General features: G+C 32.7%; 23 protein-coding genes. 21 read left to right on the plus strand and 2 right to left on the minus strand.

The annotated features are described in order from the left end of the window. Window positions 1–119: 119 nt before the first annotated feature. Window positions 120–368, minus strand: a complete 249-nt coding sequence (locus ACM6UH_RS07620; RefSeq protein WP_002483238.1) for a ferredoxin — start codon at window positions 366–368, stop codon at window positions 120–122. Between the two features lie 109 nt (window positions 369–477). Between ACM6UH_RS07620 and ACM6UH_RS07625 the strand changes: the two genes are divergently transcribed. The 4 genes from ACM6UH_RS07625 to ypdA all read left to right on the plus strand — a co-directional run bounded on the left by ACM6UH_RS07625 (window position 478) and on the right by ypdA (window position 5827). After that, window positions 478–1437 (plus strand): helix-turn-helix domain-containing protein, encoded by a 960-nt coding sequence (locus ACM6UH_RS07625; RefSeq protein WP_047503872.1) that lies wholly within the window; start codon window positions 478–480, stop codon window positions 1435–1437. After that, window positions 1430–2809, plus strand: coding sequence for a RecQ family ATP-dependent DNA helicase (locus tag ACM6UH_RS07630; RefSeq protein ID WP_069803808.1), 1380 nt, complete (start codon window positions 1430–1432; stop codon window positions 2807–2809). The genes ACM6UH_RS07625 and ACM6UH_RS07630 overlap by 8 nt, the downstream gene beginning before the upstream one ends. A gap of 143 nt (window positions 2810–2952) precedes the next feature. Further along, entirely contained in the window at window positions 2953–4587 is a 1635-nt protein-coding gene (gene ebpS, locus ACM6UH_RS07635; RefSeq protein WP_063488967.1) for an elastin-binding protein EbpS, read from the plus strand. A 253-nt stretch (window positions 4588–4840) separates the two neighbouring features. Continuing rightward, window positions 4841–5827: a bacillithiol disulfide reductase YpdA gene (ypdA, locus tag ACM6UH_RS07640; protein WP_047503866.1), complete on the plus strand. Its 987-nt coding sequence runs from the start codon at window positions 4841–4843 to the stop codon at window positions 5825–5827. A 77-nt stretch (window positions 5828–5904) separates the two neighbouring features. Here ypdA and ACM6UH_RS07645 read toward each other — a convergent pair whose 3' ends face one another. Beyond that, on the minus strand, window positions 5905–6879 hold the full coding sequence (locus ACM6UH_RS07645; protein WP_048787380.1) for an asparaginase: 975 nt from the start codon (window positions 6877–6879) through the stop codon (window positions 5905–5907). A gap of 78 nt (window positions 6880–6957) precedes the next feature. Here ACM6UH_RS07645 and cmk point away from each other — a divergent pair, with 78 nt between their 5' ends. From cmk to ACM6UH_RS07730, 17 genes are all read left to right on the plus strand, one after another. After that, window positions 6958–7617, plus strand: coding sequence for a (d)CMP kinase (gene cmk, locus ACM6UH_RS07650; RefSeq protein ID WP_002483244.1), 660 nt, complete (start codon window positions 6958–6960; stop codon window positions 7615–7617). Window positions 7618–7912: 295 nt separating this feature from the next. Then, window positions 7913–9094 carry a 30S ribosomal protein S1 gene (gene rpsA, locus ACM6UH_RS07655; protein ID WP_433911948.1) on the plus strand — a complete coding sequence of 394 codons (1182 nt, stop codon included), beginning with the start codon at window positions 7913–7915 and terminating at the stop codon, window positions 9092–9094. Window positions 9095–9271: 177 nt separating this feature from the next. Further along, window positions 9272–10582, plus strand: coding sequence for a ribosome biogenesis GTPase Der (der, locus tag ACM6UH_RS07660; RefSeq protein WP_002483246.1), 1311 nt, complete (start codon window positions 9272–9274; stop codon window positions 10580–10582). 17 nt (window positions 10583–10599) lie between these two features. Beyond that, the gene (locus tag ACM6UH_RS07665) at window positions 10600–11598 is read left to right on the plus strand and encodes an NAD(P)H-dependent glycerol-3-phosphate dehydrogenase (protein WP_011303066.1); all 999 of its coding nucleotides are present in this window, start codon (window positions 10600–10602) and stop codon (window positions 11596–11598) included. A 168-nt stretch (window positions 11599–11766) separates the two neighbouring features. Beyond that, window positions 11767–12039: an HU family DNA-binding protein gene (locus tag ACM6UH_RS07670; RefSeq protein ID WP_002483248.1), complete on the plus strand. Its 273-nt coding sequence runs from the start codon at window positions 11767–11769 to the stop codon at window positions 12037–12039. Window positions 12040–12492: 453 nt separating this feature from the next. Continuing rightward, entirely contained in the window at window positions 12493–13065 is a 573-nt protein-coding gene (locus ACM6UH_RS07675) for a heptaprenyl pyrophosphate synthase subunit A (RefSeq protein ID WP_047503856.1), read from the plus strand. Window position 13066: 1 nt separating this feature from the next. Continuing rightward, on the plus strand, window positions 13067–13768 hold the full coding sequence (locus ACM6UH_RS07680; protein ID WP_011303067.1) for a demethylmenaquinone methyltransferase: 702 nt from the start codon (window positions 13067–13069) through the stop codon (window positions 13766–13768). A gap of 26 nt (window positions 13769–13794) precedes the next feature. Then, window positions 13795–14748: a polyprenyl synthetase family protein gene (locus tag ACM6UH_RS07685; RefSeq protein WP_172439365.1), complete on the plus strand. Its 954-nt coding sequence runs from the start codon at window positions 13795–13797 to the stop codon at window positions 14746–14748. A 146-nt stretch (window positions 14749–14894) separates the two neighbouring features. Then, on the plus strand, window positions 14895–15344 hold the full coding sequence (gene ndk, locus ACM6UH_RS07690; RefSeq protein WP_002483252.1) for a nucleoside-diphosphate kinase: 450 nt from the start codon (window positions 14895–14897) through the stop codon (window positions 15342–15344). 292 nt (window positions 15345–15636) lie between these two features. Further along, window positions 15637–16803: a chorismate synthase gene (gene aroC, locus ACM6UH_RS07695; protein WP_047503850.1), complete on the plus strand. Its 1167-nt coding sequence runs from the start codon at window positions 15637–15639 to the stop codon at window positions 16801–16803. A gap of 39 nt (window positions 16804–16842) precedes the next feature. Then, entirely contained in the window at window positions 16843–17910 is a 1068-nt protein-coding gene (gene aroB / locus ACM6UH_RS07700) for a 3-dehydroquinate synthase (protein ID WP_002483254.1), read from the plus strand. A gap of 11 nt (window positions 17911–17921) precedes the next feature. After that, on the plus strand, window positions 17922–19220 hold the full coding sequence (gene aroA / locus ACM6UH_RS07705; protein ID WP_047503848.1) for a 3-phosphoshikimate 1-carboxyvinyltransferase: 1299 nt from the start codon (window positions 17922–17924) through the stop codon (window positions 19218–19220). Between the two features lie 4 nt (window positions 19221–19224). Then, on the plus strand, window positions 19225–20472 hold the full coding sequence (locus ACM6UH_RS07710; protein ID WP_011303071.1) for a tetratricopeptide repeat protein: 1248 nt from the start codon (window positions 19225–19227) through the stop codon (window positions 20470–20472). Window positions 20473–20492: 20 nt separating this feature from the next. Beyond that, the gene (locus ACM6UH_RS07715; protein ID WP_011303072.1) at window positions 20493–21053 is read left to right on the plus strand and encodes a YpiB family protein; all 561 of its coding nucleotides are present in this window, start codon (window positions 20493–20495) and stop codon (window positions 21051–21053) included. A 4-nt stretch (window positions 21054–21057) separates the two neighbouring features. Further along, window positions 21058–21657: a DUF1405 domain-containing protein gene (locus tag ACM6UH_RS07720; protein ID WP_011303073.1), complete on the plus strand. Its 600-nt coding sequence runs from the start codon at window positions 21058–21060 to the stop codon at window positions 21655–21657. A 39-nt stretch (window positions 21658–21696) separates the two neighbouring features. Next, the gene (locus ACM6UH_RS07725; RefSeq protein ID WP_011303074.1) at window positions 21697–22392 is read left to right on the plus strand and encodes a zinc metallopeptidase; all 696 of its coding nucleotides are present in this window, start codon (window positions 21697–21699) and stop codon (window positions 22390–22392) included. A 273-nt stretch (window positions 22393–22665) separates the two neighbouring features. Further along, on the plus strand, window positions 22666–22983 hold the full coding sequence (locus ACM6UH_RS07730) for a nucleotide pyrophosphohydrolase (RefSeq protein WP_037538413.1): 318 nt from the start codon (window positions 22666–22668) through the stop codon (window positions 22981–22983). Window positions 22984–23012: the final 29 nt, after the last annotated feature.

The raw sequence follows: 23012 nt of genomic DNA on the forward strand, positions 1-23012 counted from the left end.
ATATATTAATATCACGACTCGTTTTATCTATCGCTTTAAAAAAATAAAAAGTTAGCAAATGTCACAGTGATGACGTTACTAACATGGTTGTATATAAATACTATTTTGCAATAATAGCATTATTCAAATTTTAATGCATCGCCATCAAATGATTCCTCTTCAATTTTAATTGAATCCGTAGGACAACCATCTAATGCATCTTCCATATCTTCATATAGTTCTTCTGGCACTTCCGCAGTACCTTGATTATCATCTAGAATAACATATGCAATACCTTCGTCATCATAGTCATAAATATCAGGGGCAGCGGCACCACAAGCACCACATGCAATGCATGTATCCATATCTACAATTGTATATTTAGCCAATTTCTTCGCCTCCTTTGACAAAAATGCTACAATAATTACACAAATATTATTGTAATCACAGTTTATCGTTTTTTCAAATGTTTTCGATTTATAAGATGAGGGAGCGTCTATGTATAATATAATTCATTTTGCATACACAAATGCACATAATTACAAAACCGAAAAAAGTATATTTAATATTATCACAGGGAAAAAGTCTCATCAAACCTTTTTTGACGCCTGTAGTCAACAACTATTGTCATTGTATCATAGCTTACCTAATTTAAAATATCCGTCGTTTGAGCGATATTCTAATAATTTTAACATTGAAACAGCGCAATATCAAAGTATCATTAATCATCCTCGACACACATACGACAGTCTTGTGAACACGTTTAATGCAATTCAATTGTTAACTCAGACACTTTCCAATACTGGCCATGCTATTTATGAATTTGTACCGATCACACAACATCGTACTGTGCAAAAACAAGTTAAACAACTATATAAAAAAATAACAGATGAAGATTTAAAATCTCAATTCATCGAAGAACTTACAAACTTATTTCATACGTTATCAGAAAAAAACAATCATGTTTATCTCCATTACTATTTACAAGGTTTTGAAGAAAGCATGTACACTAGACAACAAGTAAGTTTAATTGAATCTGTATCTCAAGAACACTTATATGAATTGGAAATAAGAGATTTAGTTACTTTAATGTATGAAATAGAAGATGATTCACAATATCCTTTATTAAATCAACTTATTATATTACCTGCTTTATTACATAAGACAACATTAACTTATGAAGGTATAAAACAAGGCATGCATTTTGATAAATTAGCAGCTCAACAAAATGTTAAACAAAATACGATACAAGATCATATCTTAGAATTATTTATCAAAGGTTATTTAACAGATTATCCTTCATTTTTAATACATAAAACTTATGAACAATTTATTCCACATTACTTGTCAAACCGTAGTGAACGTTTAAGAAATTATAAAACTATATTTCCAGATCTTAGTTATTTTGAAATTAAATTAATCATTGTTGGCATTGAAAGAGGTGATTTGCATGCTTAATGAAGCGTTAAAAAAACACTTTGGTTTTGATACTTTTAAACCTGGACAAAAAGAAATCATAACGCATGTACTTGAAAAGAAAGATACATTAGGTATTTTACCAACTGGAAGTGGCAAAAGCCTATGCTATCAATTGCCAACATATATAAATCAACAACCAACACTAATCATCTCTCCATTAATCTCATTAATGGATGATCAAGTCATGCAACTTAAACTACATGGTGAGCATCATGTAGCTTGCATTCACTCAGGAATGGATGAACATGAAAGGGCTCAAAACATTAAACAATTGACGAAAAGTCGCTTTATTTTCTTAAGTCCTGAATTTCTACTACAACCTCATAACTTTAAATTAATAAAACATATAAATCTAGGAATCATCGTATTAGATGAGGCACACTGTCTCTCAGAATGGGGTTATGATTTCCGACCGCATTACGCCTTAGTTGGCAAAATCGTCAACCATTTTCATAACGCTACTGTATTAGCTTTAACAGCAACAGCACCATCCTATTTAACATTTGCTTTAAAGCAAATATTAAATAAATCTTTTCATATCGTAAAGACAACCATGAATAGAGATAATATTTCGTTATCGCATAAAAACTTTGCTGATGATGATGAGAAGTTGAAATGGTTACTACCTTCATTAGAACACGCTGGTCCAACAATTATCTATGTATCATCTAAAAAAATGTGTCTATTATTAGCGCAACAAATATACAACTATGGCTTTTTAACTGGTATTTATCATGGCGACTTATCTTATCAAGAGCGTCATACGGTACAACATCAATTTTTAAATAATGAAATCCCAATCATTGTTGCTACAAGTGCATTTGGTATGGGCATTAATAAAAAAGACATCCGAACAATTATCCATTTTCATTTATCTACAAGTCCTTCTAATTATATGCAAGAAATAGGTCGTGCTGGTCGTGACGGGGGACAAAGTCAAGCCATTAGTCTTTATCAACCAGATGATCGTTTTTTATTAGAAACACTATTATTTACCGATATGATAACGATGGAGGATGTTGAAATATTCGAACTCGGTCAATTTTTGCCTCCTGAAAAATCAGAAGTTCTACAAATACTTTATAGCTATTATACATATCAACAATTACGTAATATATTCGAGATTTCATACAAACGTAAACATTTAGGATATATGCGCATGTTAGGCTATAAGCATCTTGATCAATGTCGACGTGCTTATATGATAGAATTTTTTAATGAACAATTGAGCGAAAAACCAAATCAGTGCTGTGATAATGATTCTGAAATTAATGCAATAAATATATTAAATAGAAAAAAAGTTAAAAGAAAAATGGATTTTAATGAAAAAATACAAAATTTATTTAAATAATAGACAATTACTTTACTTCATATTTTCAATCAAGCTATAATACGGTGTATACACTTGTTTAATAGTAATTTTTCTTCAAAAAGTCATACATATTTACAATCTTTTAGGGTAAAACAGTATATACTTAAATAAAAAAAGGAAGGATGATGAATTTGTCTAACAACAATTTTAAAGATGATTTTGAAAAAAATCGTCAATCCATTGATCCAAAAGAACACCAAGAAAATACTCAAGACTCGGTTAACGATTCAGTTGACAATATAAAAGAGGAAGTGTCTGATAAATCAGATGAACAATTTCCTCCTAGAAATGCTCAACGCAGACAACGTCGAAGAGACACAGCAACAAATCAAAGAGAAGATGAGCAGTCTAACCAAGAACATCACAACGAAAATAATGAAGTTGGTGATCGTGATAATGGTTTACAACACGAAGACAATTCTTCAAGAGATTCAAATGCAGACAAAGAATCTAATGATCCTTCACAAAATAACAATTTGATTCACGAATCATCAAACAATCAGCAATCTGAAAATCGTCATGATATAAACAATGAAAAAGATCAATCTGACAAAGATAGCAATAATAAAAAAGGTGCTGCTATCGCCAGTAGTGGTGCTGCAGGCGTTGGTGCTTATGCTGCTAGTAAACATAACGATGCAGCTTCAAGTTCTAAAGACCATAACGATAAAGCGCATCAACAAAATCAAGATTGGGAACAATCCAATCAAACGAATGATTCGACAGAAACGCAAGATGAAAATACAAACAATCATGATTCTAAGAAAAAAGGTGCTGCTGTAGCAGGTGGCGCTGCCGCTGCTGGAGCTGGTGCTTATGCAGCTGGCAAGCATAAAGGCAAAAAAGATAAAAATGATAATGAACCAGAACAAAATGAATCCAAATCTGACGTTAAAAACGAAGAAAAACATGGTTCTAAGAAAAAAGGTGCTGCTGTAGCAGGCGGTGCAGCAGCTGCTGGTACTGGCGCTGCCGCTGCTTCACATTCTAAATCAAGTACTGGCAATGGTGGTAATGGTAACGGCGGCAACGGCGGAAATGGTAATAATGGTGACAATAACCATGATTCTGAAGATAACAACAAGAAAAAAGGTGGTTTACTTGGTAAACTCCTCCCAATTATAGCAGCTATTTTAATCTTAGCCGCTATAGGTATCTTTGGTGGTATGGCGTTAACAGGTAACAACGATGATAAAGGCAGCGACGATGACAAAAAAGTAGCTGACAACAAAGATAAAGATTCTGATAAAGCTAAAGATGCTGATTCTGATAAAGACAGTAAATCAGATAAAGATAAAGACAAAGCTAAAGATGATGACAATAATCAAGCTACAACAGATTCTGATAGTAGTGATAGCTCTGATAATGCCAATTCTGATTCTGACCAAGGTAACAACGATTCACAAGATCAAGCTAACAGCGATCAAAACCAAGGCACACAAGATGAACAAAATAGTCAAAACAATCAAGATCAACAAAGCGATCAATCACAACAAAATGGTCAAGCTAATAGAAATCAAAATGGTTCATCAGACCAGTCACAAAATGCATCAAACGATAGCAACCAACAAAATAATCAATCTTCAAATAGTAATTCTGGACAACGCACTCACGTTGTAAATGGACAAAATTTATATAGAATTGCGATCCAATACTATGGTGAAGGTACTCCAGAAAATGTAGAAAAAATCAGAGAAGCAAATAATATTCAAGGCAACGATATTCATAATGGTCAACGTCTTGTGATACCACAATAATTTTCTTTACTACTGATAATTTTTATGGATAACTATTAAATAGAGTAGCTATCAAATTATAGATAAACCCTGCGCACATATTTGCGTAGGGTTTATCTATGTTTATTTATCGAGTTAAATATTAAATAATATAATTTTCTTTCAAGCATAAACCTTATGAATTCAATTGTTATAAAGTTTTCAAATTCTTTCATTTGGAATTTTTAAAACTATTGGTATAATATATGGGTGGTAAAAGGAGGACGAATAAAGTATGCAAACAGTTGAAAGTATCATAATAGGTGGCGGTCCTTGTGGATTAAGTGCTGCCATTGAGCAAAAGAAAAAAGGAATAGATACATTAGTTATTGAAAAAGGTAATGTTGTAGACGCGATTTATAATTATCCTACACACCAAACATTCTTTTCTTCTAGTGACAAATTAAGTATTGGGGACATACCTTTTATAGTTGAAGAAAGCAAGCCGCATAGAAATCAAGCACTGGTTTATTATAGAGCTGTAGTTAAACACCATCAGTTACGAATCAATGCTTTCGAAGAAGTCCTCACTGTAAAAAAAATCAATAACCGTTTCACAATTACAACTACGAAAGATGTTTATCAATGTAGATTTCTCACTGTAGCAACAGGATACTATGGACATCACAATCAACTTGAAGTCGAAGGTGCAGAACTTTCAAAAGTAATGCATTATTTTAAAGAGGCGCATCCTTACTTCGATCAAAATGTTGTCATCATAGGCGGTAAAAACTCAGCAGTCGATGCTGCTTTAGAACTTGAAAAAGCAGGCGCAAATGTCACAGTTATTTATCGTGGCAATGAATATCCAAAAGCGATCAAACCATGGATACTTCCTAATTTCGAATCGCTTGTACGCCATGAAAAAATCGATATGGCATTTAATGCAAATGTCACTAAAATTACTGAGGATAGTGTTTTCTATGAACAGGGTGGCCAAACATTTGAGATAGCCAATGACTATGTGTTTGCCATGATTGGTTATCACCCAGATTACGAATTCTTACAATCTATCGGCATTGAAATTAATCAAAATGAATATGGTATTGCACCTGTATATAATAAAGAAACATATGAAACTAATGTTGAAAATTGCTATATAGCTGGTGTCATAGCTGCTGGTAATGATGCAAATACAATTTTTATTGAAAATGGCAAATACCATGGCGGTATTATTACACAAAGTATCTTATCAAAAAAACAAACACCTTTAGAATCTTAAATTCCTAAGATATAAAAAGCTGAGACAACTAAAAATTGTCTCAGCTTTTTATAATTCAAATAGTATACTTAATCATTTTAAAGTTGTGATTCAAAGTATCGTTTTAATTGTTTAAATGTTAAATCATTACTTAATCCAACTAGAAGTTTTAACCTAGCTTTAGGACCATTTAAACCATTTGAGAAAATAACACCTTTATCTGTTAAGGTTGCACCGCCACCTTCATAAGCATAAATTGGTCCTACAATACCGTTAAATGATCTAGATACTAAAATTATAGGTATGTTTTTATCTAAACATTTGTCTAGTCCTTCCAAACTTGTTGGTGGTAAATTACCTTGTCCAAGCGCTTCAATGATGATGCCATCAACATTATTATCACTATGAAACGTTAACACATCACTATTCATTCCCATATATGCCTTAACTAATGGAATATTTAAAGTATGGTCTATTTCATTTAAGATAAGATGCTCATATGGTTTATGGTGAAATTGAACGCTATTTTTAGTGACAACACCTAGTGGGCCATGATTAGGGCTTTGAAAAGTATTTGTATTTGATGTATGTGTTTTCGTAACGTTACGCGCAGTATGAATTTCATCATTAAACACTACCATGACACCCATATCTGAAGACTCGTCACTTGTTGCAACACGAATCGCAGATATGAAATTATATAAACCATCTGAACCTATTTCATTTGAAGAACGCATAGCACCAGTAATCGTAATAGGTTTTGAAATATCTGTTGTTAAATCCAGTAAATAAGCTGTTTCTTCTAGCGTATCTGTACCGTGAGTAATAACAAATCCATCATAAGATTCATTTTTAGTTGCTTCCTCAATAATTTCTTTCAACTTTTCCACATATTCAATATTCATATGCGGTGAAGGTACATTGAACGGTGTTATTTCTGTCACATTTGCATATTGCGCAATCACATCTTGATGATTAGATATAGGATTATCTTTATTTGTCACCACTTTGTTAGCTTCATCTTGTGACATGCTTATCGTTCCACCGGTATGTATAACAAGAACATTTTTCATGCTAGCATTCCTCCTATTTATAATATACATATTTATGATAAAATATTATTCATAAAACAACAAGGAAGGGTTACAAAAATGAAATTATTAAATATCGCACTAGATGGACCTGCTGCGGCTGGAAAAAGTACCATCGCTAAATTATTAGCAGCTAAATTATCTATGATTTATGTAGATACAGGCGCAATGTACCGCGCAATAACTTACAAATACTTACAACAAAACAAACCTGAAGATTTTGATCAACTTATAGAAACTACTGAATTGTCTTTAACTTATGATAAAGACAAAGGTCAAAGAGTTATTTTAGATAATCAAGATGTCACTGACTATTTAAGAGAAAACGATGTAACCAATCATGTTTCTTATGTTGCATCTAAAGAAGCGGTTAGAACATTTTCTGTAAACAAACAACAAGAATTAGCAGCTAAAAAAGGCATCGTAATGGATGGAAGAGATATTGGTACCGTTGTATTACCAGATGCAGATTTGAAAGTATATATGATTGCTTCAGTTGAAGAACGTGCAGTTCGAAGACAAAAAGATAATGAAGAACGCGGTATTGTTTCCAATGTTGAACAACTTAAGCAAGAAATTGCTGATCGAGATCAATATGATATGAACCGTGACATATCACCTTTGAAAAAAGCAGATGATGCGATTACAGTTGATACAACAGGAAAGAGCATAGAAATTGTTACACAAGAAATATTAGCACTTGTTCATAAAATTAGTTAATCTCAAATAATAGCTAGATATATAAAGCCCTTTCTTTCCAAATTGTGTAAAAAGGTTATATAATACAATTATCGGGTATAAAACTTACATGAATTTTTATACTAATACGAGCTGCATATAAAGTGAAATTGTAAAAAATAGGTAAAGTTATTTAAAATTTAGTTAGCTAAATGACCCTATTTTACAGCATTTTAACAATTAATATTTGAATTCCTTAATTAAAGTGGAATTTCTTGACAATTTTGTCAGATTATAAGATGTTATAAATATGTAGTGTAATAAGGAGGCAGACAAGATGACTGAAGAGTTTAACGAATCAATGATTAATGACATTAAAGAAGGGGATAAAGTTACAGGCGAAGTTCAAGAAATTGAAGAAAAGCAAGTAATTGTTGCTGTTAATGGTGCAAAATTTAACGGTATTATCCCAATAAGTCAACTTTCAACACATCATATTGATAATCTTAGTGATGCTGTCAAAGTTGGTGATGAAATTGGTGCATATGTTACTAAAGTAGAATATGACGAAGAGAATGAAACGGGTGCTTACATCCTTTCGAAACGTCAACTTGAAACTGAAAAATCATATGAATTTTTACAAGAACAACTAGACAATAACCAAACAATTGAAGCTAAAGTCACTGAAGTTGTTAAAGGTGGTTTAGTGGTTGATGTTGGTCAAAGAGGATTTGTTCCGGCTTCATTAATTTCTACAGATTTCATTGAAGATTTCTCTGATTTTGAAGGTCAAGTTCTTAAATTAAAAGTAGAAGAATTAGACCCTGCAAATAATCGTGTCATTCTTAGTCGTAAAGCAGTAGAGGCATTGGAAAATGCAGAGAAAAAAGATGAATTATTGGAATCACTTAATGAAGGTGACGTTATAGAAGGTAAAGTCGCTCGACTTACAAACTTTGGTGCATTCGTAGATATAGGTGGCGTTGATGGACTTGTTCACGTTTCTGAATTATCACATGAACATGTAAAATCTCCTGAAGATGTGGTTTCAATTGGTGAAACGGTAAATGTGAAAATTAAATCTGTAGACAAAGATTCTGAACGCATTTCTTTATCTATTAAAGATACGTTACCTAGCCCATTTGAATCAATTAAAGGTGAATTCAACGAAGGCGATGTAATCGAAGGCACTGTCGTAAGATTAGCTAACTTTGGTGCATTTGTAGAAATTAAACCTGGTGTACAAGGTTTAGTGCATATTTCTGAAATTAGTCATTCACATATTGGTTCTCCAAGTGAAGCGTTAGAACCTGGCCAAGTCGTAAGTGTCAAAGTGCTTGGTGTAGATGTAGAGAATGAGCGTATTTCGTTATCTATAAAAGCTACCTTACCAAATGAAAATGTTATCGAAAGTGATAGTGAAACAACACAATCCTATTTAGATAATGGTTCTGATGACGAAGATAATCCAACATTGGGTGATGTATTCGGTGATAAATTAAAAGACTTTAAGTTTTAATACAAAGTATGATGCCAATTTTAAATCTTGTCCTAATGATAACTAGGGCAAGATTTCTTTTTTTGCCATAAAATTACAATGTAATAACTATAACAGTCATATTGTTTTAATATTTCTTTTTATTTATCTAACCCGTATGATAGAATTATAGAGATTAAAAAAGAGAGGAAGTTAGTTATGACTAAACCTATAGTAGCAATTGTTGGTAGGCCAAACGTTGGTAAATCGACAATTTTTAATAGAGTCGTAGGCGAGCGTGTATCGATTGTAGAAGATACGCCAGGAGTGACTCGTGATAGAATTTATTCATCAGGTGAATGGTTAACGCACGATTTTAATATCATTGACACGGGTGGTATTGAAATTGGAGATGCACCATTTCAAACTCAAATAAGAGCTCAAGCAGAAGTTGCAATTGATGAAGCTGATGTTATCATTTTCATGGTTAATGTAAGAGAAGGCTTAACTCAAAGTGATGAAATGGTTGCACAAATGTTATATAAATCAAAAAAACCTGTCGTGTTAGCCGTTAATAAAGTCGATAATCCAGAAATGAGAAATGAAATTTATGATTTTTATTCTCTTGGCTTTGGAGATCCATACCCAATATCCGGTTCACATGGACTTGGTCTAGGTGATTTATTAGATGCAGTTGTTAAACATTTTAAAGAAGAAGAACCTGATCCATATGATGACGATACAATTAGATTATCAATTATAGGGCGTCCAAATGTGGGCAAATCAAGTTTAGTGAATGCTATCTTAGGTGAAGACCGCGTCATTGTTTCCAATGTAGCAGGCACAACACGTGATGCTGTAGATACTGAATATAGCTATGATGATCAAGACTATGTATTAATTGATACTGCCGGCATGCGTAAAAAGGGTAAAGTATATGAAAATACTGAAAAATACTCCGTTTTACGTGCACTAAAAGCAATAGAAAGATCGAACGTCATACTTATTGTCATAGATGCTGAACAAGGTATCATAGAACAAGACAAACGTGTTGCAGGATATGCGCATGAAGAAGGAAAAGCCATCGTTATCGTAGTTAATAAATGGGACACGGTAGATAAGGAAACAAATACAATGAAAAAATTCAAGGATGAAGTACGTAAAGAGTTTCAATTCTTGGACTATGCAGAAATAGCATTTGTTTCAGCTAAAGAAAAACAACGTCTTAGAACGTTATTCCCATATATTAAAGAAGCCAGTGAGAATCATAAAAAACGTGTTCAAAGTTCTACACTTAATGAAGTTGTTACTGATGCTATATCAATGAACCCGACACCTACAGACAAAGGACGTCGTTTAAACGTATTTTATGCTACACAAGTTGCAATTGAACCACCAACATTTATCGTTTTTGTCAACGATGTAGAATTGATGCATTTTTCTTATAAACGTTATTTAGAGAATCAAATCAGGGCTGCATTTGGATTTGAAGGTACACCAGTGCATATTATAGCAAGAAAGAGAAATTAATCATCGGAGGGGATAGCATGTCTAAAGTTACCGTTTTTGGTACTGGAAGTTTCGGTACAGCATTAGCAAATGTCTTAGCCGAAAATGGACATCAAGTATTGATGTGGGGGAAAAACGAAACCACAATAAATGAAATTAATGAACAACACATTAATAGTAAATATTTAAAAACCGCTGAGTTAAATGAAGATATTGAAGCAACACTTGATATTGAAACCGCTGTTGCTTTTGCTGATATTTATTTAATGGCACTACCTACCAAAGCGATGAGAGAAGTAGCTCAAACAATTGATTCGTTATTATCTAGTAAGAAAACGTTTATACACGTTGCTAAAGGTATTGAAAATGATACTTATAAACGCGTATCTGAAATGTTAGAAGATTCTATTTCACCTAAACATAATGCAGGAATTGGCGTACTATCAGGACCAAGTCATGCCGAAGAGGTAGTCATTAAACAACCTACAACAGTAGCAGCTTCTTCAAAATCAGAATCTGTACGACAACTAACACAAGATTTATTTATGAATGATTATTTACGTGTTTACACAAATGAAGATCTCGTAGGTGTTGAACTCGGAGGCGCTCTAAAAAATATCATCGCTGTTGCAAGCGGTGTAATTTCAGGAATGGGCTTCGGAGATAATGCTAAAGCGGCATTGATGACTAGAGGTTTGGCTGAAATTAGTCGTTTAGGCGAAAAATTAGGTGCAAATCCTATTACTTTTCTTGGTTTAGGTGGTATTGGCGATTTAATTGTGACATGTACTTCAACACATTCCAGAAACTATACATTAGGCTATAAATTAGGTGAAGGAAAATCACTTGATACTGCTTTAAATGAAATGAATATGGTTGTGGAAGGTGTATATACTACAAAATCAGTTTACCATTTATCAAAAGAAGTCAATGTTGATATGCCAATAACAACCGCTCTATACAAAGTATTATTCGAAAATAGACCCGTAGATGAAAGCGTTAAAGATTTGATGGGACGAGGAAAGAAAGCAGAATAACAGAGTATAATTACACTTTTCATAAAATATATAACAATTTGCTATCAAAATCCTATTATTTCAACGTTTTTTGCGCATAAATCATTGCAGTAGCAGTAATCGTTGTGTTAAAGTCATACCATAATGATATTAAGTATCATTATAAACCCTAGGGGAGGTGAATTCATAATGAACAAGACAGATTTAATCAATGCTGTAGCAGAGCAAGCTGATTTAACTAAAAAAGAAGCTGGTTTAGCTGTAGATGCAGTATTCGAATCAATTCAATCATCACTTTCTAAAGGTGAAAAAGTACAATTAATTGGATTCGGTAACTTTGAAGTACGCGAACGCGCTGCTCGTAAAGGCCGTAACCCTCAAACTGGTAAAGAAATTGATATCCCTGCAAGCAAAGTTCCAGCATTCAAAGCTGGTAAAGCTTTAAAAGACGCAGTAAAATAATTCTTTACTAAAAGTGAAGCCCTTTTTAAGGGGCTTTTTCTTTTTTTATTAATCTTTTAATTAAATACTTATCAATATAAACAAAAACTTTATGATATCATTTGTGTTAACTACAAACTATATATTCACAATGATTTAAGATACAATGAAACTAAAATTAATACATACGATGAAATAAATCACAGTTCAGACTAAGACAAGCACATTCGTTTTAGTCTGAATTATAATGTGAACAACTGGTGATTGGATTAAAACAGCTTTAAATCAGTCATTTCAAGCACTAGCCATTCTTTCCAAATTGAGAAGACGAAACTTTTTTAGCAAAATGATATAAGTAGTTCTTACGCTTTTTTTATATATAATGCACGATTATTGTTAACTATGGTTTTCGTTGATTTTATTTTTCTCTATATAATGTTAATATGTATATGGATAATAACGTGAGGTGTGAACATGGAAACGACATTAAACATATTAGAAACACAAATTACACAGCGACTTCGCGGTGTAAATCATTATGAATCAATCTATATAAATAAAACGTTGGCACAAATTCTTGATTCTTATGATATACCACAAGAAGCTAAATTAGCTTGCCTCACAATAGATACAGCAATGCGTCACTTAGACGAAGTTTCTACAACTTTATCGTCTAAAAAATCTATTTTAATAGGTGACTTGTTAAGTGCACATTTTTATACATTATTAGCAAATTTAAATGATCCAACTTATCAAAAAGAAATTAGTACAGCCATTGTAGAAGTAAATGAAATGAAATCTTCTATTCACCACGAAGCAATAGATATTAACGCTATTGGAGCATATATATTAAAAATAGAAAATACATTTCCACTAATTACAATAAAACGATTTATTCCAAATGCTGATACTTCTTTTATCAACGATAAATTAATAGCAAATTTAAGTGAAAATCATCCTTCATATTTAAGTAATTATTCTAAAGAAACGTTAGAATCATTTTTAGACCAACTAAAAACTGAAATTCATCAAAAAAGAGGTAATTAATATGGCAGATAATAAAGCAAAAAAAGAACAAGTACATGATGTTTTCCAAAATATTTCTGGTAAATACGATCGACTGAATAACATCATAAGTTTCGAGCAACATAAAACATGGAGAAAGCGCGTAATGAAAGAAATGAATGTGAAGTCTGGATCTAAAGCATTAGATGTTTGTTGTGGAACAGCAGATTGGACAATCTCTTTAAGTAAAGCTGTAGGTCACACTGGAGAGGTCATCGGTGTAGATTTCAGTGAAAACATGTTAGAAGTTGGAAAACGCAAGACCAAAGATATGCATAATATTCAACTTGTTCATGGTGACGCAATGAATTTGCCATTTGAAGATAACGAATTTGATTATGTAACAATCGGTTTTGGTTTAAGAAATGTGCCTGATTATTTAGCAACATTGAAAGAATTAAATCGTGTACTTAAACCAGGTGGTATGATTGTTTGTCTTGAAACAAGTCAACCTACAACGCCAGTATTTAAACAATGTTACAAACTTTATTTTAAATTTGTGATGCCAATTTTTGGTAAAATTTTTGCAAAATCTAAAGATGAATATGAATGGTTACAACAATCAACATTTAATTTTCCAGATAAAGAAAAACTGAAAAGACTATTTAATCAAGCAGGTTTTAGTAATGTTAAAGTCCGTAGCTTTACAGGTGGCGTTGCAGCAATGCACCTTGGCTATAAATAAAAATGAATCAACCAAAGGTGATTAGCGTGTCAAAGTTAAATATAAATAGTGAAATTAAAAAAATAGAAAAACGATTAGAACAGTCAATTAAAAGTCACGATAAAGTACTCGAGGCTGCTTCACATCATTTATTTTCTTCTGGTGGTAAACGCGTTAGACCAGCTTTTGTAATTTTAAGTAGCCAATTCGGCAAAGAAATGAATGAAGATGTTTATCGTGTCGCAGTTACGCTTGAATTAATTCACATGGCTACTTTAGTCCATGATGATGTTATAGATAAAAGCGACAAACGTAGAGGCAGTTTGACGATTTCAAAAAAATGGGATCAAAACACAGCCATACTCACTGGTAATTTCTTACTCGCTCGTGGACTTGAACATATATCCAATATTGAAGCTAATCGTGTACACGCTGTTATTTCTCGCGCCATTGTAGAAGTATGCATGGGAGAACTATATCAGTTTCAGGATCAATTCAATGGACATCAGACAATAACAAACTACTTACGTCGAATTAATCGTAAAACAGCATTGCTCATTCAATTGTCTACAGAAGTAGGTGCAATCACCTCTGGAGCTGACGCAAAAACTGTACATAATCTAAAAATGATTGGCCACTATATAGGTATGAGTTTCCAAATTGTAGATGATATATTAGATTTTACTAGTACTGAGAAAAAACTAGGCAAACCAGTTGGAAGTGACTTGATGAATGGTCATTTAACTTTGCCTGTGCTTTTCGAAATGAGAAAAAATGAAACATTTAAACAACAAATCCAGCAATTAAATTCAGAAACGGATCATGAAACATTCGTTAAACTAATTGATCAAATTAGAAACTCTAATGTCATTGCGCAATCTCAAGCTGTAAGCGACAAATATCTTAATAAGGCTTTACATTTAATTGATGAATTAGATAACGAAGATTCAAAATCATTATTTAAAAAGTTAATTAAAAAAGTTGGTAAAAGAAATGTGTAACTTATGTGAAAAACATTGAAGGCGCTTTAATAACCTGTTAATATATGAATGTGATTCAAAACATATTTTTATTTTTAATACATATTTGTGTACATTAATTTATTAATCGTACACTGATACATAACAAACAGGGGGCAGCACACACAATGGAAAGAACATTTTTAATGATTAAACCAGATGCAGTACAAAGAAATTTGATAGGGGAAATTATTTCTCGCATTGAAAGGAAAGGTCTCAAATTAGTTGGTGGTAAATTTATGACTGTACCACAATCACTAGCTGAAGAGCATTATGCTGAACATACTGACAAACCGTTCTATAAACATTTAATTAGTTTTATAACATCTGCACCAGTATTTGCGATGGTTGTTGAAGGTGAAGATGCAGTACATGTAGCTCGTCATATTATAGGTAAAACAAACCCATCAGAAGCTACGCCAGGTACAATTAGAGGAGACCTTGGTTTAACAGTAGGAAGAAATATTATACATGGCTCAGATTCAGTTGAGTCAGCAAATAAAGAGATTAATCTTTGGTTTAAGGCTGATGAGTTAAGTGAGTACTCAGAGTCTAGAGAATCTTGGTTATACGAATAATCATTAAAAATTGTAAATACCAATAATTAAACTGATTAGATCATTGTATCTAATCAGTTTTTTATATGTACAAAACAAATTTTCCACTCGTTTTACATGACTATAGTAATCAAGTACAGGATTTAATATAATTTAAATAACTCAAGTGTTACACTTGTAAAATAATAATATTAGAAGTCATTTTTATGAATATTCAGCAATTATTAATTTTCCTATTAATTTGAACTATTGAATATGATAAGATATAGAACATATATTAATTTAAAGTACTAAAGAACGGAGTGGGCAAAGTATGAGATATTTAACTTCTGGTGAGTCACATGGACCTCAACTAACGGTGATTATTGAAGGCGTGCCAGCTAATTTAGAAATTAATGTAGCTGATATAAATGAAGAAATGTTTAAAAGACAAGGTGGATATGGGCGTGGTCGCCGTATGCAAATTGAAAAAGATGCTGTTGAGATTGTTTCAGGTGTGAGAAATGGTTATACACTTGGAAGCCCAATTACACTGATTGTTACAAATGATGACTTCACACATTGGAAAAAAATAATGGGCGCAGACCCAATTAGCGAGGAAGATCAAGATAATATGAAACGTGTTATCACTAAACCTCGTCCTGGTCATGCAGATTTAATCGGTGGGATGAAATACAATCACAGAGATTTAAGAAATGTATTAGAACGCTCATCTGCACGTGAAACAGCAGCACGTGTTGCTGTAGGTGCCGTTTCAAAAATACTTTTAAAACAATTAGATATTAACTTTTATAGTAGAGTAGTAGAAATTGGTGGAGTTAAAGATGATTTAGAATATGACTTAGATACAATCAAATCAAATATCGATAAAAATGATGTGCGTGTCGTTAATGATGAAATCGCGCAAACGATGCGAGATAAAATCGATGCTGCTAAAAAAGCTGGTGATACAATCGGTGGCGTTGTACAAACAATCATTGAAGGTGTACCGGTTGGAATTGGTAGCTATGTACATTATGATCGTAAACTAGACGGTCGAATTGCACAGGGTGTTGTAAGCATCAATGCGTTTAAAGGCGTTAGTTTTGGTGAAGGGTTTAAAGCAGCTGAAAAACCTGGAAGTGAAATTCAAGATGAGATATTATACGATACAACAAATGGGTATTATAGAGGCTCAAACCATTTAGGCGGCTTTGAAGGCGGCATGTCTAATGGAATGCCAATCGTTGTTAATGGTGTAATGAAACCTATTCCGACACTATACAAACCATTAAATTCAGTAGATATTAATACTAAAGAATCATTTAAAGCATCTATTGAGCGTTCTGATAGTTGTGCTGTACCTGCAGCCAGTGTTGTTGTTGAAAACGTAGTCGCATTTGAATTAGCAAAAGCATTGCTCGAAGAATTTCAATGTAATCATATTGAACAGCTTCAATCACAAATCAAAGAACGTCGTTTATTAAATATAGAATACTAAAATGTAACTAAAAAATTAACAGATTATTGAGGTGATTACATGAAACTAGAAACAACTTATAAATCTAATAATTATCCTATCATTGTAGAACACCAAGCAATAGACCATTTACATCAGTTTATCAAAGACTATGAAGATGTCGTACTTGTTGTCGATGAACATGTAAACCATGATTGGCACGAATTGTTAGATTTTATCACTTCTGAAAATAATGCGCATAAATTGATCATTCCTTCAGGAGAAACGACAAAAACCTTATCATTTTATGAAAAGACCATCGAATCATTATTAGCTAAACAATTAACGCGTGATACATGTCTCATTGCGATCGGTGGTGGTGCTACTGGTGATTTCACAGGTTTTCTTGCTGCGACTTTATTAAGAGGTGTTGATTTCATTCAAGTTCCAACAACTATTTTGGCACATGATTCAAGTGTGGGTGGCAAGGTAGGGATTAATTCTAAACATGGTAAAAATCTAATAGGCGCTTTTTATAGACCTAAAGCTGTTATTTATGACCTGAATTTTTTAGAAACATTACCTTACACTGAGATATTAAGTGGTTATGCAGAAGTTTATAAACATGCCTTACTAAACGATATAACGTCTGTAAATAATATTGAAGCACAGTATCCAAATGAACAAGCACTTGCTTCGTTAAAGGATATTGAATATTTTCTATATAAAGGTATAGAAACAAAGCTAAATATTATTGTTCAAGATGAAAAAGAATCTAATGTACGTAAATATCTAAATTTGGGGCATACTTTTGGACATGCTGTTGAGTATCAATTTAAAATCCCACATGGTCACGCCGTCATGATAGGTATAATTTATCAATTTATAGTTTCTAATATCATATTAAATACACATTATGATATTTCACATTATATTCAGTATTTAAAATCACTAAACTATCCGTTAGAAGTCATCCAATCATTTGAATTTAATTCATTGTATGGATTAATGTTAAAAGATAAAAAAAATGATCAACAAGGTGTGCAAATGGTGCTTTTAAATGCTATTGGGGATCCTCAAGTCAAACACGTAGATAAAGCCACACTTTCACAAGCTTTTGAAATATTCACAACACATTTTGAAAAGTAGGTGCCTAAAAATTGTCAAATAGTAAATTAGTAAAAATTAACGGACCACTTGTTGGGGAAATCGAAGTACCTGGCGATAAATCAATGACACATAGAGCGATTATGTTAGGTTCGCTTGCAACTGGAAAATCAACCATTTATAAGCCGCTTCTAGGTGAAGATTGTCTTCGTACAGTCGAAATATTTAAACTTCTAGGCGTTCAAATTGAAGTCAATGAAGATAAAATCGAAATTGATTCACCTGGCTATAAGTATTTCAAAACACCACACCAAGTGTTATATACTGGGAATTCTGGTACAACGACGCGTTTAGTCGCCGGATTATTATGCGGACTCGGCATAGAAACAGTCTTATCTGGGGACGAATCTATTGGTAAACGCCCAATGGATAGAATTATGAAACCATTAAGATACATGAATGCAAATATTACTGGAATTAATGATAATTATACGCCACTGATTATTAAACCTGCTTCTATCAGCGGTATTACTTATGAAATGGAAGTAGCCAGCGCACAAGTTAAAAGTGCAATTCTTTTTGCAAGTCTTTTTGCTAATGAACCAACGAAAATTAAAGAATTTGATACAACACGAAATCATACAGAAACGATGTTTGAACATTTCAATATACCTATTGCTGTAAATAATGACATTATTGAAATGCCAAGTCTTGGTATCGAACATATTAAACCTGCTGATTTTCACGTACCAGGTGACATATCGTCCGCAGCATACTTTATTGTTGCTGGCTTGATTACGCCGGGCAGTGATATTACAATTCACAATGTTGGCATTAACCCTACACGTTCAGGTATCATAGATATCGTGACACAAATGGAAGGGAATATCACATTGTTTAATCAAACAGATAATCCAGAACCAACAGCATCAATTCGCGTGCAATATTCACCTAATATGAAACCTATTCATATTGATGGTGACCTTGTACCTAGAGCGATTGATGAGATTCCAATTGTAGCCTTACTTTGTACGCAAGCGAATGGTACAAGTATTGTAAAAGAAGCGGAAGAACTTAAAGTTAAAGAAACAAACCGCATTGATACGACCGCAAATATGCTTAATTTGTTAGGGTTTACATTGCAACCAACGAATGATGGTTTAATCATCCACCCATCTGCATTTGAACAAACGGCGACAGTTAACAGTTTCACTGATCATCGTATTGGAATGATGTTAGCCATCGCGTCATTGTTATCAAATGAAGCACTACCAATCGAGCAATTTGATGCTGTCAATGTTTCTTTCCCAGGTTTCTTACCAAAGTTAAAACAATTAGAAAAAGAGGGATAATAGTATGGAAGATATCTACAAACTCATAGACGATATCAACTTACAAAAATTAGATAACCTAGATACACGGGTAAATGATGCATTAAGTTCCCCTAAAGACGATGCATTATTTATTCTTGGTGAAACGTTATATAATTATGGTTTAATGCCTCAGGGCTTAGAAGTGTTCCGTACGCTTTACCACAAATATCCTGATGAAAGTGAACTATTAATCTATTTCATCGAAGGGTTAATGTCTGAGAACCATACTGATGAAGCCTTAGAGTATTTAAGTGAAGTGGAAATGTCCACTGAAAGATTAATGTTAGAAGCTGATTTATATCAACAATTAAATATGCTTGAAGTTGCAATTAGTAAACTTGATGAAGCAATTGACATTGAACCAAATGATCCAATTATTCATTATGCATTAGCAGAATTATTATACTATGACGGACAGTATTTAAGAGCTACGTCTGAATACGAAACTGTCCTTGAAACAGGCGAATATGAAGTAAATGGCGTGAATTTATTTTCACGTCTAGCTGACTGTAGTTTGCAAAGTGGGAATTATAGCGATGCTATCAAAATGTTTGATGAAATTAGTGAAGACGAGATGGACTCTGAAGACTATTTTAAAAAAGCAATTGCTTATGAAAAAAATGATCTTACGCAAGAGGCAATTAATTTAGTACAGACTTTATTATCTAAAGATCCTGATTTCTTACAAGCTTATTTTTATTTACAACAATTATATGAAAATGAACACAACCATGCAGATGCAATTGAAATTGGTAAAGAAGGTTTGCGCTTAACACAATTTTATAAAGAATTAATGGTCTCTACAGGAACAATTCAAATAGAGCATGGCGATGCAAATGAAGGTGTCCAATTGCTTATTCAAGCATTAGAAGTAGATAATGCATACCAAGAACCTTTACTAATATTAAGTGATTTATATAGACAAGAAGAAGATTACGAATCACTCATAGGATTACTACAATATGTTGACGAAGAAGACTTGGATCCTGTCTTTATGTGGCATCTTGCCTATGCACTTGGCCAAGAAGAACGAGATAAAGAAGCGCAACACTTTTTCGAATTAGCGTATACGACGTTACAAACACAATCAGCATTTTTAAGTGATTACTATTATTATTTGATTGAAATTGGCCAAATTAAACAAGCCAAAATGATTTTAGACCAATTATTAGAATTAGAGCCTAGTAATGAAACTTGGCACGACGAAGCTGAAAGATTACAATCTTTCTAAATTAGGAAAGGTGGGTTCGAATGACTTATACCCTACAACAATCTAAAGCAGCTTTTATTGAATACCTTCTATTTCATTATCAGTTTAAATCTAGAATTAGTGTATGGGTATTGAATTTAATCAAGTCATCACCGAATTTATTGCAACAAATACACTTTGTAGATGCACGTATTCCAAATCATAACACACTAGAAATAGCTACAGAAAATACGGTAGAGCCTGCAATAAGATTTACACTAGACAATCAACAATTAATCAATAGCAATGAAATCTTTGAATTTATAGCAAATGATGCTTTGTCTTTTGATATAAAAGTATATTTTAGCGACACGCAAAAAAGAGATTATAAATTAGATAATTTATTGTTAACACAATTACTCAATTCACCTTATTATGCTGTATATATGCAAGATATATACAGCATTCCTTTATCGAAGCAAAGTGAGACTTCTATTATTTCTCATTTACAAGATAATATTGATTTAAGTTTACAATTACATGATAAAGCGTTGTTTTATCAATTATCACAAATCCTTAATACGTTTAAATTAAGAAATGTAAATACATCAACGAGGGACTGACGCTATGAATATAAAAACGTTATGGCATGCAATGATATATCATAAGGGTGTGCTTTACTTCTTACTTATTTGTAATTTACTAGGAACGGTATATGGTTATATATGGTACGGTAGTCAACTTAGTGTTACTGATATACAATTTAAGGCCTTTGTACCTGATAGTCCGACTGCATCACTGTTTCTATGTATTATCATTCTGGCCTATATATTCGGTAAACAAACACCCATTTTTGAGGCTTTGGCCTTTGTATCGCTTATTAAATACGGTGTTTGGGCAGTCATTATGAATATCATCATGTTTATACAATACGATGCAGTAACGATTACGGGTTGCATGCTTATACTATCGCATGGCGTAATGGCAGTTGAAGCATTCGTCTTTTATCCAAGGTTTAAAATATCTATTTCAGCATTTATTATTGCTATGATCTGGGTATTTCATAACGATATTATCGATTACGTTTTTATGCAGTATCCCTATTATGATTTTATCGCGAGTCATATTGAAGGTGTTGCTTATCTCGCTTTTTGGTTGAGTATTATTCCGTTAATTCTATATTTAAATTTAACTCGATTTAAAAAAGATAAAATATTTGACCACTAATGAAGGACACAGTAAAATGTTTATAAAGGAGTGAGGTTTTTGTCTTTTATCTATATGATTATATACTTTGTTATATTAATGGTACTGCCTCTTTGGGCGCAGCACAAAGTTAAATCTAATTATGAAAAATATTCACAAGTCAGATCTACAAGCGGAAAAACGGGTCAAGAAGTAGCTTTAGAAATACTTCATGCTAATGGCATTTACGATGTTGATGTTGTAGAAGGACAAGGTTTCTTAACGGACCATTACGATCCACGTAAGAAAGTACTTGTACTATCTCCAGCTAACTTTAGCAGACCTTCAGTCGCTGGTACTGCTATTGCTGCACACGAAGTTGGTCATGCAATTCAACATGCGCAGGGCTATTTCTTCTTGAGATTCAGAACTTCTTTAGTACCGCTTGCTAATATTGGTAGTTCAATCGGCTATTTAGCTGTATTTGCAGGTATTATTTTAACAAGCTTACAAAGTACTTTAGGTTCTACAGCACTATGGATTGGTATAGCATTTATGTCATTTGCAGTATTGTTCTCAATTGTCACATTACCAGTTGAATTCAATGCTAGTAGTAGAGCAATGAAACAAATTCAAAGTTTAGATATCGTAAATGAAAAAGAATATCGTCATGCTAAAAAAGTACTTACAGCTGCTGCAATGACTTATGTTGCATCAACTGCAGTTGCTTTAGCAGAACTTGCAAGATTTATTCTAATTGCTAGATCAAGTGATTAATATAATTGATTCCCAAACATCTTTGATGTTTGGGTTTTTTTATGTGCTAATTCTTAAATTTTCTCATAATCAAAATACGACCGTTGTAATACAATTATTGAGTTCCTTATGTATAGTACATTTTTCCTCATCTAGATACACAAGTATCCTACTGCTTTCTAAATATATTTTTTCACAATCAAGCATAAGCCTTAACTGTTGCAGGAATAATGCATGAAACATAAAATTAGTCTATACTATAAAAGAAACCGTTAGAAATGAGAGGCATATATTATGAAATCTATGAAAGAAATGCAAACCGAAGTAGATGACTATATTGGACAGTTTAAAACAGGATATTTTTCTCCATTAGCGAACCTAGCGCGCTTAACTGAAGAAGTCGGGGAACTTTCAAGAGAAATCAATCATGTATATGGTGAGAAGAAGAAAAAAGCTTCAGAAGATGATAATACAATTAAAGCAGAATTAGGAGATAACTTATTTGTCTTAATGTGTATTGCCAATTCTTTAGATATCGATTTAACTGAAAGCTTTGATGAGACGATGGAGAAATTTAATACACGTGACAAAAATCGTTTCGAACGAAAATAATTTTACATGAATGAGAAAGGATGTACCGC

It is taken from the genome of Staphylococcus sp. LKG4-2 (genome assembly GCF_050955665.1).
In the GTDB taxonomy this organism is placed as follows: Bacteria; Bacillota; Bacilli; order Staphylococcales; family Staphylococcaceae; genus Staphylococcus; species Staphylococcus saprophyticus.